The following is a 16,051-nucleotide window of genomic DNA, read 5'->3' as shown; positions in this document are numbered from 1 at the left end:
CCATTTACAGCCCCACCGCGTTGTAGAGGGAGGTCAGCTCAGCGCGGTTGAGTGCGCGCAGCGCTCCCGGGGTCTGCTCGCCCAGTTGGACAGTGTGAATCTTAGTGCGCACCAGGCGCTCGACGGGGAAGCCGGCGGTCTTGAGCATTCGGCGCACGATGTGCTTGCGGCCCTCGTGCAGCTCAATACGGACGATAGAGCGGCCCTGCCAGACATCAATGACCTGCGCCATGTCCGCCTTGGCGATGCCGTCATCGAGCTCAATGCCCTTTTCCAGCTCGCGCATGACCTTGGCGTCGACCTCGCCGACGACGGTGGCCATGTAGGTCTTGGTGACCTCGTAGCTCGGGTGCATCAGTCGGTTGGCCAGCTCACCGTCGTTGGTCAGCAGCAGCAGCCCCTCGGTGGCCGCATCCAGACGACCAACGTGGAAGAGACGCTGACCAGCGCTGATTTTCTCACCGATGATGTCGCCCACACACGGGCGGCCCATGTCATCATGCATGGTCGACTGCACACCACGCGGCTTGTTCAGGACGAAGTACTGCATGTCCTCATTGACGATGACGCGGGAACCATCGACGCGAATCACAGACGTGTTCGGGTCCACCCGCACGCCCTGTCGCGTCACGATTTTGCCGTCGACCTCGACGCGGCCTTCGTCGATAAGCTTTTCTGCCATACGACGCGACGCCACGCCTGCCTGTGCCAGCACCTTCTGCAGTCGCACGCCCTCGCCTGCCTGGCTGTGAGCACGCTTGCCCGCACCGCGGCGGTCTGTGTCGACGTGCTGGTGGCGCGCCGGGCGGGCATTGGATACGTAGATGTCCTTCGCGTGGACGTTGGAGGTTTCCATCTTCGCACCGCTGTCACGACGGCTGCGATTGCGCTGGGCATTAGTCGAGCCGTGTGCGCGGTTGGAGTGATTCTTACGGTTCTTGTGTGCCGGTGTGCCTTCTCGGCGAGCGGGTTTAGCCACTTGACCTACATCCTTTTCAAGCGTTGGAGATTGTTCTGTTTGCTAGAACTTCAGCGCCAGGCGACGCTGTTCTCTCCCCCGTGGGCCCAAAACGGCCGGTGGAAGCAGGTTACTAAAGAGAATTACAGAGAAAGCCTCGCGCCTTGTCGACTAGCCACCTTAGCACGTTTTTCGCAAAACACCAGCTTAACGACGTCCCGCGCGGCCTCTCCGCCGGAGCTGCCTTAAAGCCGGAGCTGCCTTAAAGCCGGAGCTGCCTTAAAGCCCGGCGGCCCACTCACGCACGCCCGGCAGCCACTGCGAAGCTTTCGCCACAAACTCCTGCCGACCCAACCTGCCCGCTCCCGCCTGCACCGAACCCAGCAGCGGCACCCCGGTGATGCGCGGCAATTCTTCCAGGTTGGTCTCGATAATTGGATCGTTCTCTGTCGGCAGCGAACCACCGACCAACGCCGTGACATTGACCCCACGGCCACGCGCCACCTCCACAGTGAGCTCCGCCTCGTTCAGGCACCCCAGATCCAACCGCGTCACGACCACCATCTGACTTCCCTGCAGCAATCCCGCCAGCTCCGGCAGCGCCCAGTCCTCGCCGAGCCTCACTAGCAGCCCGCCCGCGCCCTCCACGAGGACAACGCGGTTCGGCCCGTCAATAAGCTTGATCTTCTCCGCTATCTCCGTGGCCTCCGGCAGGCGCATACCCGCACGCTGCGCCGCCGCCACCGGTGCCATCGGCTCGGGGTATCGCTCGAAACCATGCAGGTTGTCAATCCCCGTCAGTTCGGCGACAGTGTCCAGATCGCCGCCGTTTGGTCCCGGAAAACCGGTCTGAATCGGCTTGACGACGTGCACCTCCTTACCCGCCTCGCGAAGTGCCGCCGCCAGGGCTGCTGTGCCGATGGTCTTTCCAATATCGGTGCCGGTGCCGGTGACAAGGACGATGCTCATGGTGGTTGGTGCTCCTTTTGGTCGTTGTGGTGGTGTGTGGGCTGTGGTGGTGTGCTTGTTGTGTTGCTCTGCTCCGCAGCGTTGCTCTGCTCCGCAGCGTTACCTACGTTTTTCCTCCGCCGCAACGACGGCAGCGATGGCCTCGCAGATGCGGTCGACCTCGTAATCGGTGCTGATGTACGGAGGCATCGTGTAGACCAACTTGCCGAATGGCCGCAGCCACACCCCGGCATCAACAGCCGCTGTGGTGGCCAGCCCCATGTCCACCGGGCGCTGCATCTCCACGACACCGATAGCGCCGAGAACACGAACATCGGCTACGGCATCGCTGCTGGCTAGGGGCTGGAGCTGGTTGCGGAGTCGGGACTCGATGCGCGGGACATCCTCACGCCACTGCTCTTCTGCAATCAGGTCGAGCTGCGCACACGCCACCGCACAGGCCAAGGGGTTGCCCATGAAGGTGGGGCCGTGCATGATGCCTCCGCCTGCGCCACTGGAAATGGTGCGGGCCACGTCGGCGGTCGTGAGGGTGGCTGCGAAGCTCATAAAGCCACCGGTCAGCGCCTTACCGACACACATAATGTCCGGCACAATCCCGGCCGCCTGCGTCGTGAAGAGGTCCCCAGCACGGCCGAAGCCGGTGGCAATCTCATCCGCGATGAGAAGAATCCCATGCTTGTCACACAGCTTCCGGAGTCCCACAAGCAGCTCGTGGTCATGGAACCGCATGCCACCAGCGCCTTGGACTACCGGTTCAATGATGATGCCGGCGACGGAGTCGTCGATAAGCGAATCGAAGTGCGCGAGATAGCGTGCGCGTTCCTCTTCGGTTGCGCCGCGGACGGGTGGTTTGTCGGCAAAGACCTGCGGAGTCCACTGCCCCGTCCACAGCGAATGCATGCCGCCCTCGGGGTCGCAGACGGTCATGGGCGCGCGGGTGTCGCCGTGATAGCCACCGCGCCAGGTGGCCAGGCGGGTGCGCTCGGGATGGCCTTTGGCCTGCTGATACTGCAACGCCATTTTGATGGCGACCTCCACGGAGACCGAGCCCGAGTCCGAGTAGAAGATGGCATCGAAGCCGGGGCCCGCGAGCTTCAAGAGCTTCTCCGTCAGTTCAATGGCCGGGCGGTGTGTGAGGCCGCCGAACATGACGTGCGACATCGTGGTGGCCTGCTTCTTCGCAGCTGCGACCAGCTTCGGGTGCGAGTGGCCGTGGCAGGCGGCCCACCAGCTGCTCATGCCGTCGATGAGGGTGCGGCCGTCAGCCAGGTGGAGGTAGACGCCCTCTGCGGATTCGACCAGTTTGGGCGCGACCGGTGACGGGATGGGGCCGTATGGGTGCCAGATGTGGTCGGCGTCGAAGCCTGCGAGGTCGGCGGCAGATGCTGGTGCAGGCGGCTGTGTGGGCGACTGGGTTGCCGCTTGTGAAGGTGGCTGGGCGTGCTGCTGGGTTTGCGGCGGGGTGGTTTCCGAGGCTGTCATGATACTCAAGCATAGTACCTGTACAGCGCCAGACTTGAACACCGTTCGGGGTTGGTGTTTGGGACTGAGTCGGTGCTTGGCTAGGACTTCCTAGGGGCTTCCAGCGAGCCCGGCGAGCCTCGGCGCCCCTCAGCGAGCCCGGCGAGCCTCGGCGCCCCTCAGCGAGCTTCGGCGACTTTACGACAGCTACGTCACCTCGTGGCAGCTGTGGAGGTGGCATGAGGTGACATGGGTGTCGTGAAGTGGAGAATTGGCCTGCGGATGACAGCGGGCGCGGGGAGCGAGAGCGGAAGCAGGAAGCGGGAGGGGCCGGCAGCGGCAGCGTCAGCGTCAGCGCCAGCGGCAAGCGGGACAGGAGCTAGTACAGCCGCCCCGCTTGGCTCCACACTCGCCGGCGACGCATAGCCAGCTCGGCCGCCTTTCCTGTAATCGTGATGGGCGGCCGAGCGAAGGCGTAGTTACCTCGATAGCAACTGCCTCCATTTGCTAGATGACGCCGGATTTCCGCGGCCACTTGCCGCAAAGTGGCTACGGCGGAGCCGTCGAAAAGCTGTGACCAAACGATTCGGATGACATTCAGCCCGAGATTCTTCAGGCGCTTTTCGCGCTCCAGCTCCTTTGCGATTGCCACCTGCGTGTCCGCAACCCCGCCGTCGGTGTATTTCATACGGCCATCAAACTCGACGACCAGACCAAGTTCGGGGAGGTAGAAGTCCACACGCGCGATGAAGCCACGCTCATCCCGAAAGGACACCTGCTGAAGCAACGGGGCCCGAGAATCATCGACGGCGGCTATGCCCGCCTGAACGATTGCCCCTTTAGTAAGCGATTCACCAATACTCTCCGACAACGCTGTCGCTTGCCTCAACAACCTTCTGGCCTGGGCATTTCCCGGAGAACGGGGATACGCGTTCAACGTGGCCAACAGTTCCTCGGTATCGGTGTGGCGCAGGAGGGCGGCGTCGGCAAGCACTAGTGCATTGTGCGGGGTGCGGGAACGGCAGACGTCGATGACAGACTTTGGGATATCGGTGATAAGGCGGCCATCGACTTCGACAATGTCCTCGGGGAGAATCCGGCCGGAGACGCGGAGGAGGCGTTTGTGCGGCTGGTACGGGCCATTCGGTGTGCTTCGCGATTGCCCGCGCGTGCGACCGGAGTTGGCTATTGCGATGGGAGTGCCATTGGTGAGTAGAGGTAAACCGTGGAGAGCGGCGGCGGCATCACGGGTGATTACGGTGGCGGTGCCGCGATGGATGAGCGCTTTGATTTCCAGGACGTAACGTTCGGTGCTGTTTAGGCTGAGCCACCTGTCGACTGGCACGTACGCGCCGTGTGCGAGCCGCAAGAGGCTGCCGGGTTTGACCCGCTGGTGGAGATCTCGGTCGGAGTGCTGGCCGATTCGGGAAATTGCGAATGTGCTGGGGCGGGCACACTCGCGCTGCTGGCCGGTTCGGATGATGTCGTCGGCGTCGTAGATCCACTGCGGCATCGGATTGCGCTCCTGAGGTCCATGAAATTGCTGGTTGGTGGGTGTGCGGCGTTGTTTGCGCTGCGGTTGCGTGAGTGTTTGTGAGAGCTACGTTCTCATTTTTGGGCTCACACGGAGGCTCAGGAGGCGTCGATTTGGCGCTGGCTGTGGATAGTTTGCAGTTTTCGGGAGTTATCCACAGGGCGTGCGGTGAGCGCAGCAGGGGTGCAAAGACCCGCAGTGCGCAGCGAGCGGCAGTGAGCAGCCCCTAAACGCGACTTCACGACACCTATGGCACCTCGTGCCAGCTGTGGAGGTGGCATGAAGTGACACCCATGTCGTGAAGTGAATCAATAACCGTGAAGTGAATCCACAATACCGGAGTAAGGCCCGCTATACCCCACCACGCCCGCCACGCCACGCCTATCCCCCCCCGCTAAGGCCCCACCTAGTCCAGCGGCTCGTCGATCAAGTCGACCTCAGGCAGCAGCGGAGCCAAGTCAGGCAGCTGGTCCAGCGAATCTATCCCCAAAAGCTCCAGGAACAGCGTCGTCGTAACGTACAAATGCGCACCGGTTGCCGGGTCCTCTCCCGACTCGGCAATCAGCCCGCGCGCGACCAGCGTGCGCATCACACCATCGACATTGACACCGCGCACACCGGAGACCTGGGCACGCGTGGCCGGCTGTCGGTAAGCCACCACTGCCAGTGTCTCCATAGCTGCACGTGAGAGCTTCGACTGCGAGCCATCCAGCAAAAATCGCTCCACCGCGCTAGCGTGCGCGGGAGCCGTGTAGAAGCGCCAGCCCTCATCCGTCTCCCGCAGCTCAATGCCGCTGCGACGTGCACGGTATTCGTACTCAATCTCGCGAAGCACGTCACGGACATCACTTGCGGAAACATCCAGCGCACGCGCCATATCCTCTGCCGCCACCGGCGTATCGACCACGAGCAGGATTGACTCCACGCCCGCTCGCAACGGGTCAATGGGCGGCAACTGCGCCGAAGAAGCAGGCGCGGACTCCGTAGCGTGCTCGGATGGTGCGGAACTGGTTTCGCTCATGCGCGTCAGATTACGCAACCTCCCGCGCCGGGCGCTAATCGACCGGGCGCTAATTGGCACGCCCGCCCGAGCCCAACAGCCAGCACAGACCACCAGCCATCTACTCCCAGTTCGCCGCCGCCACGACGGCCGGGTCCACGTCCAGCCCGGTCCACGCCACGTGGATTTCCTCCAGCGCCTCTTCCTGCTCCACACCGATCGCCTGGGCGCGGTAGAGCTCCAGCAGCGCCAGGAACCGCCCGACGACTTCCATCGACACGCGACACTCCGATGTCAGCTGCGTAAAGGTCAGCCAGGTCCCCTCACCTGCCAACCGCAGCGAGTCCAGAATCTTGCCCGCCTGTTCCGGCACGGACACGGGCACGCCGTGGATGTGCCCCACACCGACTTCCTCTGGTGGCTTCGGCCGCATCACGACGGCCGCAAACTCGGCAAACTCCCCGAGCGTCATGCCCAGGCGCACGGGCGGCAGTAGTTCCTCGAATTGCTTATCGGGCCCCACGGCCCGCGGATAGCGCCGCGGCGCGGTCTTTTGCCACTCTTCGAATTGGTCGGCCACCTTGCCGTAGGCCTGGTACTGCAGCAGTCGGGCGAACAGCAGGTCGCGCGCTTCTAGCAGTTCGAGGTCTTCTTCGCTGTCGACGTCGCCACGCGGCAGAAGCCGTGCGGTTTTGAGGTCGAGCAGCGTCGCTGCCACGACGAGGAATTCAGTAATCTCGTCGAGGTCGCTAACCGCATCAAGGCTGCGCGTGTACGAAATAAACTCGTCTGTGACCGCCGCCAGCGCGACCTCGGTGACGTCCATTTTTTTGCTGCTAATCAGCTGCAACAGCAGGTCGAAGGGCCCGTTGAAGTTCGCGAGCGCGACGCGGAAGCCCGTAATCTCTTCCTGCACGCCCTCGCTTGACGACGGTTCGGGAGTGTAACTATCCGGGGAAGTCACCTATTATTTGCGGCCTTTGCGCTCGATGACCTCGCGGGCCAGGTTGCGGTACTGTGCCGCAGCTGGGGTGTTTGGCGCCCAGGTGGTGATGGGCTCACCGGCGACGGAGGTTTCCGGAAAGCGGACGGTACGGGTGATGACCGTGTCGAAGACCTTGTCACCGAAGACCTCGATGAGGCGTTCCATGACTTCCTTGGCGTGGCGAGTCCGGCGGTCGAACATGGTGACCAGGATGCCGGAGACTTCCAGGTTGAAGTTCAGGCGGTCGCGAACCTTGGCCACCGTGTCGGTAAGCAGCGCCAGACCGCGCAGGGAGAAGTATTCGGCCACCATTGGGATGATGACGCCCTCGGCGATGGTCAGCGCATTGACGGTCAGCAGGCCCAGCGACGGCTGGCAGTCAATGATGATGAAGTCGTAGTCATTCATCACTGGGCGCAGCGCGCGGCCGAGGGCCTGTTCGCGGCCGACTTCGTTGACAAGCTGAATCTCTGCCGCCGACAGATCGATGTTGGCCGGGACGAGGTCCAGGCCGGAGACCTTGGTATGGTGGATGGCATCGCGGACATCGGTGGTGTCGTCGACGATGAGGTTGTAGACGGTCAGGTCCAATTCCTCGTGCGGGACACCGAGACCAGCAGATAGTGCACCTTGTGGATCTAAGTCAACGAGCAGGACTTTACGTCCGAACTCCGCCAGTGCCGCACCCAGGTTAATGGTCGAGGTGGTCTTGCCCACGCCGCCCTTCTGGTTACACATTGCCAGGATGACCGCGGGGCCGTGACTGGTCAGGGGTGCGGGTTCCGGCAGCTCGCGCACCGGACGACCGGTGAGACCGAGTTCAACTCGATCGGCCTCAAACAACCCTTCTTCAGCCACAGTCAATCCCTCTTCCTTGAAGATTTCTCATCAATTCTACTGCGCCATAATATTACCGCCACGGCCTAATGCCACGTATTACCGCTACATATTACCGCCGCCTACTAGCACCGCGTATTACCGCCGCATATTACCGCGAGTATTCCGCCCGCGGGTGAGCCCCTGCCCAGACTCGTCGCATATTCTCCGCGGTGATCATGGTGTAGATCTGGGTCGTCGTCACGGAGGCGTGCCCGAGCAGCTCTTGGACCACGCGCACATCGGCACCACCTTCAATGAGGTGTGTGCCGAAACTGTGGCGCAGGGTGTGCGGGGAAATTTTCACGCTCAGCCCGGCGCGCTCCCCCAGCTCCGCCAGCGTATTTCCGGCCGACTGTCGCGACAGCCTGCGTCCCAGCGAGTTGATAAACAGCGCCGGTCCGGAGTTTGACCGCACCCAGCTCGGCCGCCCGCGTGTCAGCCACGCATCGAGCGCAACCATGGCCGGCGAGCCCACTGGCACAATGCGCTCCTTGCCGCCCTTGCCTCGCAGCAGCACGAGGTTCTTTTCGCGGTCCACGTCATCGATATCCAGGCCGGTGACCTCGGACACTCGCGCACCTGTCGAGTACAGAAACTCCACCAGTGCACGGTTGCGCAGATCGGTCACGTCTGCGGTGTCGTCGTCGGGGATGGACTCGATCAGCCGGGTGACCTCATCAATGCTGAGTGCCTTCGGATACCGCGAAGGCTGCTTCGGCGGCGCCACCCGCTTGGCGACATCCACCTCCAACGCCCCCTCACCCACCGCAAACTTGTGGAAGGTCCGCACCGCCGAGAGCGCCCGCGTCACCGAGGTTGGGGCCAGCGCCGGCCTGCCCGCCGACTTATCTCCCCGCGCCAGATACGCCAGGAATTCTGTCACATCCTGCTCAGTGACCTGCGCCAATTCCTTGCGCCCAATGCCCCGCAGATAGGTGCGGTACTTCTCCAAGTCGCGCCGATAACTGGCGAGGGTATTAGCCGACAGGCCCTTTTCCACCGCGAGGTAGGTCACGAAGGCGTCGACAAGCGGATCAATTGAACTCATCGGATGCGTTTCAGGTCCGCTCCGACGCCGAGCTGCTGCGTCCGGCGTTTTGCCAGAGCTGTCGGCCGAATCGTAAACGGCTCCGCGACCGCGCGCGGCGTGGCACCATGCAGCAGCACCTGCCCCGCCAACAGCACACCCGACAGCGCGATGCCGTTGGAAATCTCGCCGCCCATCGCCATCGCCACCGCATCCTCGACCGGAACCCACGACGCAGTCATGTCTGCTTCCTCATCGTGGGCTTCCGGCTTATCGACGGCACGGAGCCCCCTGGCCAGGTAGATCCGCACCGCTTCCTCTGCGAAACCGGGCGAGCTGAACATATCGGTAAGCAGGGACCAGGACTCGGCCTCCAGCCCGGCTTCCTCAACCAGCTCGCGCTTAGCGGCCTCCAGCGGGTCTTCGTCCGCGACATCGAGAAGCCCAGCGGGGAGTTCCACCAGGCGCCGCCCCGCCGCCTGCCGCCACTGATTCAGCAGGTAGAGACGGTTATTCTCATCTGCGGCAACAATCGCGACAGCGCCAAAATGCTCCACGATCTCGCGGGCGGACACCTTCCCGCCCGGCATTCGCACCTGGTCGCGGCGAACCGCGAGGATAGGTGCCTCGAGAACAATCTCGGAATCAACAACGTCAAATTGGTGCGCCATGAGATTTACTCTAATAGGTAGGCCGGATTCGACCTCGCGGAGCCAAGGTTAGTTGCGCTTGAGGGCTGCGGCGATGAGGCCGTCGAAAAGCGGATGGGCGTTGGTGGGGCGTGACTTCAGCTCCGGGTGCGCCTGCGTGGCCACGAGGTATGGGTGCACGTCCGTGGGGTATTCGACGAATTCGACGAGTTTGCCGTCCGGCGAGGTACCCGAGATGACCAGGCCTGCCTCTTCGAGCTGGGCGCGGTAGGCGTTATTGACCTCGTAGCGGTGGCGGTGGCGCTCGGTAACCTCGGCGCTGCCGTAGAGACCGGCGACTACGGAGTCTTCGGCGAGCTTCGCCGGATAGGACCCCAGGCGCATGGATCCGCCCAGGTCAGCCTCACCGGAGACGGCCTGGAGCTGCTCCTCCATCGTGGCGATTACAGGCTCGGTCGTGTTTTCGTCGAACTCGGTCGACGACGCCCCCTCGACACCTGCGGTGCGCGCCGCCTCGATGACGACACACTGCATGCCCAGGCAGATTCCCAGTAGCGGCGTGCCGGTTTCCTTGGCATATCGGATGGCCGCGATCTTGCCTTCGATTCCGCGCCCGCCGAAGCCACCGGGGATGACGATCGCGTCCACGCCGGCCATGTTTTCTTTCAGCCCCTCGGGGGTTTCGCAGTCGTCGGAAGCGACCCAGCGGATGTTCGCTTTCACGCGGTGAGCAAAACCGGCGGCGCGCACGGCTTCCGCGACGGAGAGGTAGGCGTCCGGCAGGTCGATGTATTTGCCGACCAGAGCCACCGTGACCTCGCCCTTCGGGTTGTGGACGCGCTCGAGCAGGTCGCCCCACACGGCCCAGTCCATGTCGCGGAACGGCAGGTTGAGGCGGCGGATGATGAAGGTGTCCAGGTGCTCGTCGTAGAGGACCTTCGGGATGTCGTAGATACTCGGCGCATCCGGGCAGGACACCACGCCCTCGCGGTCGATGTCGCACATCAGCGCAATCTTGTTTTTGAGGGAGTCGGGGACGTCGCGGTCGCATCGCAAAACGACGGCATCGGGAACCAGACCAATCGAGCGAAGTTCGGCCACCGAGTGCTGGGTGGGCTTGGTCTTCAGCTCCTTGGAGGGGCCGAGGTACGGAACCAGTGACACGTGCAGGTAGAAGACGTTTTCGCGGCCGACGTCGTGACGCACTTGCCGCGCGGCTTCCAGGAAGGGCTGCGATTCGATATCGCCTACAGTGCCGCCGATTTCGGTGATGACCACGTCGGGCCTTTCGCCGTTTGCGTCGGCATTCCCCATAGCCACGATGCGGGATTTGATCTCGTCGGTGATGTGCGGGATGACCTGGACGGTCTGGCCGAGGAATTCGCCGCGGCGTTCCTTAGCGATGACCGAAGAATAGACCTTGCCGGTGGTGACGTTGCCGCCGGCGGAGAGGTTGCGGTCGAGGAAGCGCTCGTAATGCCCGAGGTCCAAATCGGTTTCGGCACCGTCTTCGGTGACGAAGACCTCGCCGTGCTGGAAGGGGTTCATGGTGCCCGGATCCACGTTGAGGTAGGGATCGAGCTTTTGCATAGTCACTTTCAGACCACGCGAGGTAAGCAAGCGGCCGAGCGACGCCGCGGTTAAGCCTTTGCCAAGGGAGGAGGCAACGCCTCCCGTAACGATGATGTATTTCGTAACCACGGGACTTCAGATTATCGCCTGCGCGGGTATGAGCGCAAGCGATTTTTCACAATGGCGGATATTTGTTTCATATTTGGGTAACTTTATCGGGTTTTCCACAAGGCTTGACGACGGCCGTAGCTGCAGCCACGGTTGCGGTCGCCTGAATGCATAAACGCGACTGTGCCGTTACCCTCGGGGCTATGACTGATTTAACGAATAAGACCATTGCAGTATTGGCCACCAACGGTTTCGAGGATTCCGAGCTGACGAGCCCGGCTGAGGCCGTGAAGGATGCCGGCGCCACCGTGCATGTGGTTTCCACGGAGGAAGGCTCCATTGAGGGCAAGAATGGTACAAAGGTGGACGTCGATAAGCTCACTAGCAGCGTTTCCGCCGACGATTACGATGCCCTAATCCTGCCGGGTGGCACCGTGAATGCTGACCAGATTCGCATCGATAAGGATGCCGTGACACTGGTGAAGGGATTCGCCGCAGCCGACAAGCCGATCGGCGTGATTTGCCACGGCGGTTGGATTCTCACCGACGCGGATGCGCTGAAGGGCCGCACGATTACTTCCTACATCAGCGTCAAGACTGACCTGATTAACGCTGGTGCCAACTGGGTCGATGAGGAAGTTGTTGTTGACGGCAACCTGATTTCCTCGCGTACTCCGGCTGACCTCGAGGCCTTCAACAAGGCACTCGTAGAGAACTTCTAATCCACTCGGCTTTTAGCACCACCAAAGGACGGCTGTTGCCATGAGTTCATATTGGGATAACCCAGAGTCGCTGTGGGATCAGATTCCACAGAACGGGCGTTACCGGGGATTGCTCTCGCACAACACCGTTGTTATCCAGCAGATTCGAAACTTCATGGCAGATGATTTCGACATCCTGGACACCGAGGGCAATTGCATCGGAAAGATTGAAACTACTGGCAGCACGCTGAGCCGAATGTTTATGGGCTCTCGTCGCCTGACGGTGTCCGAGCCAAACGGCACTCCGCTATTCGTCATTACTGATCCGACCGATCTCACCCTGGACCGCTATGAGGTCTACTACCCCGACCCGCAGGCGACGGATTCCGCAGGCAAGAATCAAGGGCCAGTTGGGCAGGGTTCACCGCGTCTACTGGCGACTATTCAGCAACAATTTGCCTTCTTCAAGCGTCGCTTGGAAATCTCCGTTCCAGGATTCGCCAATTGCAGTGTCGACGGGAACCTCTGGCACTACGACGCCACCTTCACCATCAACGACATTGACGTTGCACAGATGTCACGCAAGTGGTCGGGTTTTGCGAACCTACTTACTGGCCATGAGCGCTACGTGCTGCAGCTCAAAGACGACCTGCCGCCACAATTGCGCGCCGCAATTATTAGCGCTGCGATTGCGCTGGATTTGATGGCGAAAAAGGAGCGCTCTGACTAGTTAATTGAGAGTGCCTAACTTTTTGACTCTGCGTATGGCACGCTGTCGCATCTGGGGAGACAAGAACAGGCGTTCTAAAAGACCTCAATCCCAATCCGGCCTTCTTACTAGTGTTCAGTGCATGACCACGTTTGATTCGCCAATTATTAGGGCGTTCTTCACTGAAGATGACGTTAAGGCGGCGCAGAAGCTTTCAGTGCAATCCCCGTTGGTCGAGGTTGCAGCTGGCACCTACCGCATTACCGTCGATGGCTTCGAGGTCCAGGTTGATGGGTTCACTTTTCCTGGCTGTACTTCATGTCAGTGCGATGACTTCGGCACAAGGAAGTCGTGTGCACACGTGTGCTTCGGTGTCGCAACAATGTTGGCCGAACACCCCCGCATCGAAGAGGTCCTGTGGCCAGATCCTGATGCGGCTATGAACCCGAATCTGTTGGAACCGGATTGCTACTACGAGCTCAAAATGCTCCCCATGACATACTCCCCTTCGTGCCAGGGAGGCCGCACATTGGCGGAGTCAATATTGGATAAGGCGAACCAATGCCACGGGGTTGTTGACGATGCTCAAATCGCCGATGAGGTAAAGCGCCTGTTCCACGATTATTTCGAACAATCAGGGACGTGGGATCTCGATATTTGCAGTGAGGAAATTGAGGCGCTAATCGCCAAACTTCACGGCCTTGGTGTAGACGACAGCGAGATTCGAACTCTCATATCGGACTACCCAGAGTATTCAGACGTAATTCCTCGCCGCTGGTGGCCACGGAGTTGGTGGATAACTCAGTTCTTGCCATCTAATTGGCCTAATTGGCGACTGTCTAATTGGCAGCCATAAACATAGAGGCCGCGCAGGTTGCGAATCCGAGATAGATCGCGCCGACCTCGCGTTACAGAAAAACCCCTTTCCACCTGCTCTTACATTAAGGTAGTTCACATGCACAAACGCCACGTTTTCGCTCTCGCACTGACTATTCCAGCACTGTGCCTTTCGGCTTGCGCCAACGGAGAACCAGAAAAAGCACCGGAGCCGACTACAGTTACCAAAACTGTCACCCGCCCAGAAAGCAGTACAGAATCGACGACGCAATCCACCACCAAATCTCCTACCCCGTCGGCGTCCCCGACCCGAACGACGGAAAGCTCCAAACCCACTGGTTACACCGGCGCGCCCAATGGCGAGCCAACAGCTATAAACAAGACGATTTCACATTGCGCGAAATCCTCGCAGGGCCTATACGAGCAAGGCACCACCTGGTTTACCGACGGCACCTCCGGATGGACGCAATATTGCGCCAACAATTTCTATGATGGGCCTTCCACAAACACTGCCCCAGAACCTCAGAACAACGAGCCATCCCCGTGGGTTCAGGGACAAATTGACTGGTCTAATTGCTTAAACTCTGGATATTCAGAAGAAGAATGCCGCACGATGTTGAATTAGATGATGCCAGTTGAAAAGCAACAGTAGAAGGCACGTCAAGGCTAACCACTCTTAACCCTGCAATCGACCAGTAACTCAAGAGAGAATACAATTTTCCTTGATCCCAGCACAGTAAGCAGTTTTCCAACGCTAGACATACTGGAGAAATATAGACATGGCTCAAAGCATGAATTCAAAGTACACAGACATGACATCTGCCGTTCGGCACAACACAGCTGTCCAAGAAGAAGCAGCAAGAACGGCGAAACAGCAGCTCCACGCAACCTATGCGGGAAACATCATTATGGCTGCGGGCTTTGCCTCAGCCCACCGAGATGCTAAAAGAACTCACGGACTTCAGCAAGAAACTATTAACAAGCTCGACCAGCAAATGCGCCAGTCCGAGCGCCACCATACCGAAACGCTATCTGCAATTCAGGGTATACAAAGCGAACTAACTCAATTCCGGGTGCAGAACCATGAAGACATGACGCATATGAAAAATATTTCATTTGCGCAATGGCGAGATGGAGTAGGTAGTAAATATTATTATGAATACCGGCCAAAAGCTCTTGAACACATTCAAAAGCACAAAAACCTAAGCGCAATATGGCAAAATGTAGTCGCAGACCGCGCTGATGAAATTGTTAGCCAATTCCCGAGCTGGAAAAACCCAGAATGGAATAATGATGCCCTTGTCAGCGGAATTTTTCTACCAGCGCCACAATACCCACCAAAGCCAGAAATTACCTTAAACTCATCGCATAGGGAAGTTCCAGAGAAATATAGCTTTGGTGCATTGGTTGGCATGGCGTTAGCAGCTCTCTTCATCGTAGCTGTCCTAGCAGTCCTCGTAGAGGTTCTGCCCGGCCCCCTAAGCGCGCTTTTTGGCCTACTTCTTATACCGCTCATGTTGATTGGGCCAATTGTAGCCCCATTCTATTTCCGGTCGAAGAGAAATGCCGAGATTGAGGAAGCCCTCAAAAATAACGAATACCATTCCTTTAATGTGGGATCTGCCCGAGCAGTACAAGCAGAATGGGAAAATAACGTGAAAAATATCAGCCAAAAATATATTGCAGATAATTCACGTGCAGCTCAGGAAGCCTCTGAAGTTTTCAGCAAGATGATGGGGATTCCACTGGACAAACGCTTGGCTAGCTACTGGGCAAGCAACTCCACTAATACCGAAATTAAGGCTCTCCAAACAATTATTCAAAATGAGTTTACAAATCCGCCCGCTTACGACGAACTTGTCGCGATAACCCCTTTTTCCATACGACAGTCGTTGCCAGTAAACCTGCGGAACGCATTTGAAAGCAAGCTGCGTGCTAGCTAGTTTTTGATGCCTTTGGGGCTAAGGGCGGGGTGGCGGTGAAAAACGCGCGCGTTGAACCTGCTGGTTTTAGGCATCGGAACATTCATAAGGAGCACTACTGGTCCTCTTCGAAAAAGTCTTCATCCAGTTCGTAAAGAGTAATCTCATGTGCTTTTTGGACCGCGACGCCATAGTCAATCATGAGTGCGGATAGTTTCACGCCATCAATCAGGACGATTGTTCCGTGCCGATAGTTCGCTGCAGCTTCTACTGCCCCGCTGGTAAAGCGGGAAGTTGTGATGAATACGCCTTTATTCGCGCCACGAGAATCTAGCGCCCCAATGAAGTTTCTTATTTCTCCATTCCCAACGGAATTTGAGTCAGCATAGCGTTTGGCTTGCACATAAACTTTCCCTAGTCCCAGGGCATCTTCACGAATTACTCCATCGACGCCACCATCATTCGACCGTCCCAGATGCTTTTTCTGTCCGTGGACACCGCCGTATCCCATTGCCCACAACAGTTCAATAACTGCGCGTTCAAAGAATTCTGGGGTCGAGTCCTGCAGACGCTGCCGTAGATCAGTGGAAACCTTCGCGTTCCAATCAGCTTGGGCATCTTCCACTATTTCTAATGGAGACATTGCAGGACTTATAGAAGCCTCTGCCGACTCGCATAGAGTTCCTCGGTTGTGCGCAGGAGATGCTCGATCATCGTGCTCTTTGTTTCGCGAATCATG

Annotated in this window: 15 protein-coding genes; 4 read left to right on the top strand and 11 right to left on the bottom strand. The window is 59.4% G+C overall.

Features of this window, described 5'->3' with window-relative positions; translation table 11 throughout:
• Positions 1-4 precede the first annotated feature (4 nt).
• The 10 genes from Q0U90_RS05680 to Q0U90_RS05635 form a co-directional block, all read right to left on the bottom strand.
• Positions 5-856 carry a pseudouridine synthase gene (locus tag Q0U90_RS05680; protein ID WP_297452522.1) on the bottom strand — a complete coding sequence of 284 codons (852 nt, stop codon included), beginning with the start codon at positions 854-856 and terminating at the stop codon, positions 5-7.
• Between the two features lie 381 nt (positions 857-1,237).
• A complete protein-coding gene (gene bioD, locus Q0U90_RS05675) occupies positions 1,238-1,927 on the bottom strand; it encodes a dethiobiotin synthase (RefSeq protein WP_297452483.1) in 690 nt (229 codons plus the stop codon).
• 99 nt (positions 1,928-2,026) lie between these two features.
• Positions 2,027-3,409, bottom strand: coding sequence for an adenosylmethionine--8-amino-7-oxononanoate transaminase (locus Q0U90_RS05670; RefSeq protein ID WP_297452482.1), 1,383 nt, complete (start codon positions 3,407-3,409; stop codon positions 2,027-2,029).
• Between the two features lie 358 nt (positions 3,410-3,767).
• A complete protein-coding gene (locus Q0U90_RS05665) occupies positions 3,768-4,901 on the bottom strand; it encodes a hypothetical protein (protein WP_297452481.1) in 1,134 nt (377 codons plus the stop codon).
• Between the two features lie 427 nt (positions 4,902-5,328).
• Positions 5,329-5,943, bottom strand: a complete 615-nt coding sequence (scpB, locus tag Q0U90_RS05660) for an SMC-Scp complex subunit ScpB (protein WP_297452480.1) — start codon at positions 5,941-5,943, stop codon at positions 5,329-5,331.
• A gap of 100 nt (positions 5,944-6,043) precedes the next feature.
• Positions 6,044-6,886: a ScpA family protein gene (locus Q0U90_RS05655; RefSeq protein ID WP_297452479.1), complete on the bottom strand. Its 843-nt coding sequence runs from the start codon at positions 6,884-6,886 to the stop codon at positions 6,044-6,046.
• Positions 6,887-6,889: 3 nt separating this feature from the next.
• Positions 6,890-7,765 carry a ParA family protein gene (locus Q0U90_RS05650; protein WP_038625574.1) on the bottom strand — a complete coding sequence of 292 codons (876 nt, stop codon included), beginning with the start codon at positions 7,763-7,765 and terminating at the stop codon, positions 6,890-6,892.
• A gap of 130 nt (positions 7,766-7,895) precedes the next feature.
• Positions 7,896-8,834: a site-specific tyrosine recombinase XerD gene (locus Q0U90_RS05645; RefSeq protein ID WP_297452478.1), complete on the bottom strand. Its 939-nt coding sequence runs from the start codon at positions 8,832-8,834 to the stop codon at positions 7,896-7,898.
• The gene (locus Q0U90_RS05640) at positions 8,831-9,484 is read right to left on the bottom strand and encodes an NUDIX hydrolase (RefSeq protein ID WP_297452477.1); all 654 of its coding nucleotides are present in this window, start codon (positions 9,482-9,484) and stop codon (positions 8,831-8,833) included. Before Q0U90_RS05640 ends, Q0U90_RS05645 begins: the two co-directional genes overlap by 4 nt.
• 48 nt (positions 9,485-9,532) lie before the next feature.
• Complete coding sequence (locus Q0U90_RS05635) at positions 9,533-11,164, bottom strand: CTP synthase (protein ID WP_297452476.1); 1,632 nt, start codon at positions 11,162-11,164, stop codon at positions 9,533-9,535.
• Between the two features lie 182 nt (positions 11,165-11,346).
• Here Q0U90_RS05635 and Q0U90_RS05630 point away from each other — a divergent pair, with 182 nt between their 5' ends.
• From Q0U90_RS05630 to Q0U90_RS05615, 4 genes are all read left to right on the top strand, one after another.
• Positions 11,347-11,865, top strand: a complete 519-nt coding sequence (locus Q0U90_RS05630) for a type 1 glutamine amidotransferase domain-containing protein (protein ID WP_297452475.1) — start codon at positions 11,347-11,349, stop codon at positions 11,863-11,865.
• Between the two features lie 40 nt (positions 11,866-11,905).
• Complete coding sequence (locus Q0U90_RS05625; protein WP_297452474.1) at positions 11,906-12,574, top strand: LURP-one-related family protein; 669 nt, start codon at positions 11,906-11,908, stop codon at positions 12,572-12,574.
• Positions 12,575-12,695: 121 nt separating this feature from the next.
• Complete coding sequence (locus Q0U90_RS05620; RefSeq protein WP_297452473.1) at positions 12,696-13,409, top strand: hypothetical protein; 714 nt, start codon at positions 12,696-12,698, stop codon at positions 13,407-13,409.
• A gap of 793 nt (positions 13,410-14,202) precedes the next feature.
• Positions 14,203-15,333, top strand: a complete 1,131-nt coding sequence (locus tag Q0U90_RS05615; RefSeq protein WP_297452472.1) for a hypothetical protein — start codon at positions 14,203-14,205, stop codon at positions 15,331-15,333.
• Positions 15,334-15,427: 94 nt separating this feature from the next.
• Here Q0U90_RS05615 and Q0U90_RS05610 read toward each other — a convergent pair.
• Positions 15,428-16,051: restriction endonuclease (locus Q0U90_RS05610; protein WP_297452471.1), on the bottom strand; the 624-nt coding region annotated here is incomplete at its 5' end.

It is taken from the genome of uncultured Corynebacterium sp. (assembly GCF_946998835.1).
Classification (GTDB): domain Bacteria; phylum Actinomycetota; class Actinomycetes; order Mycobacteriales; family Mycobacteriaceae; genus Corynebacterium.
Note: the sequence above shows the minus strand (reverse complement) of the source record. Positions and strands in the feature narration are given on the sequence as shown.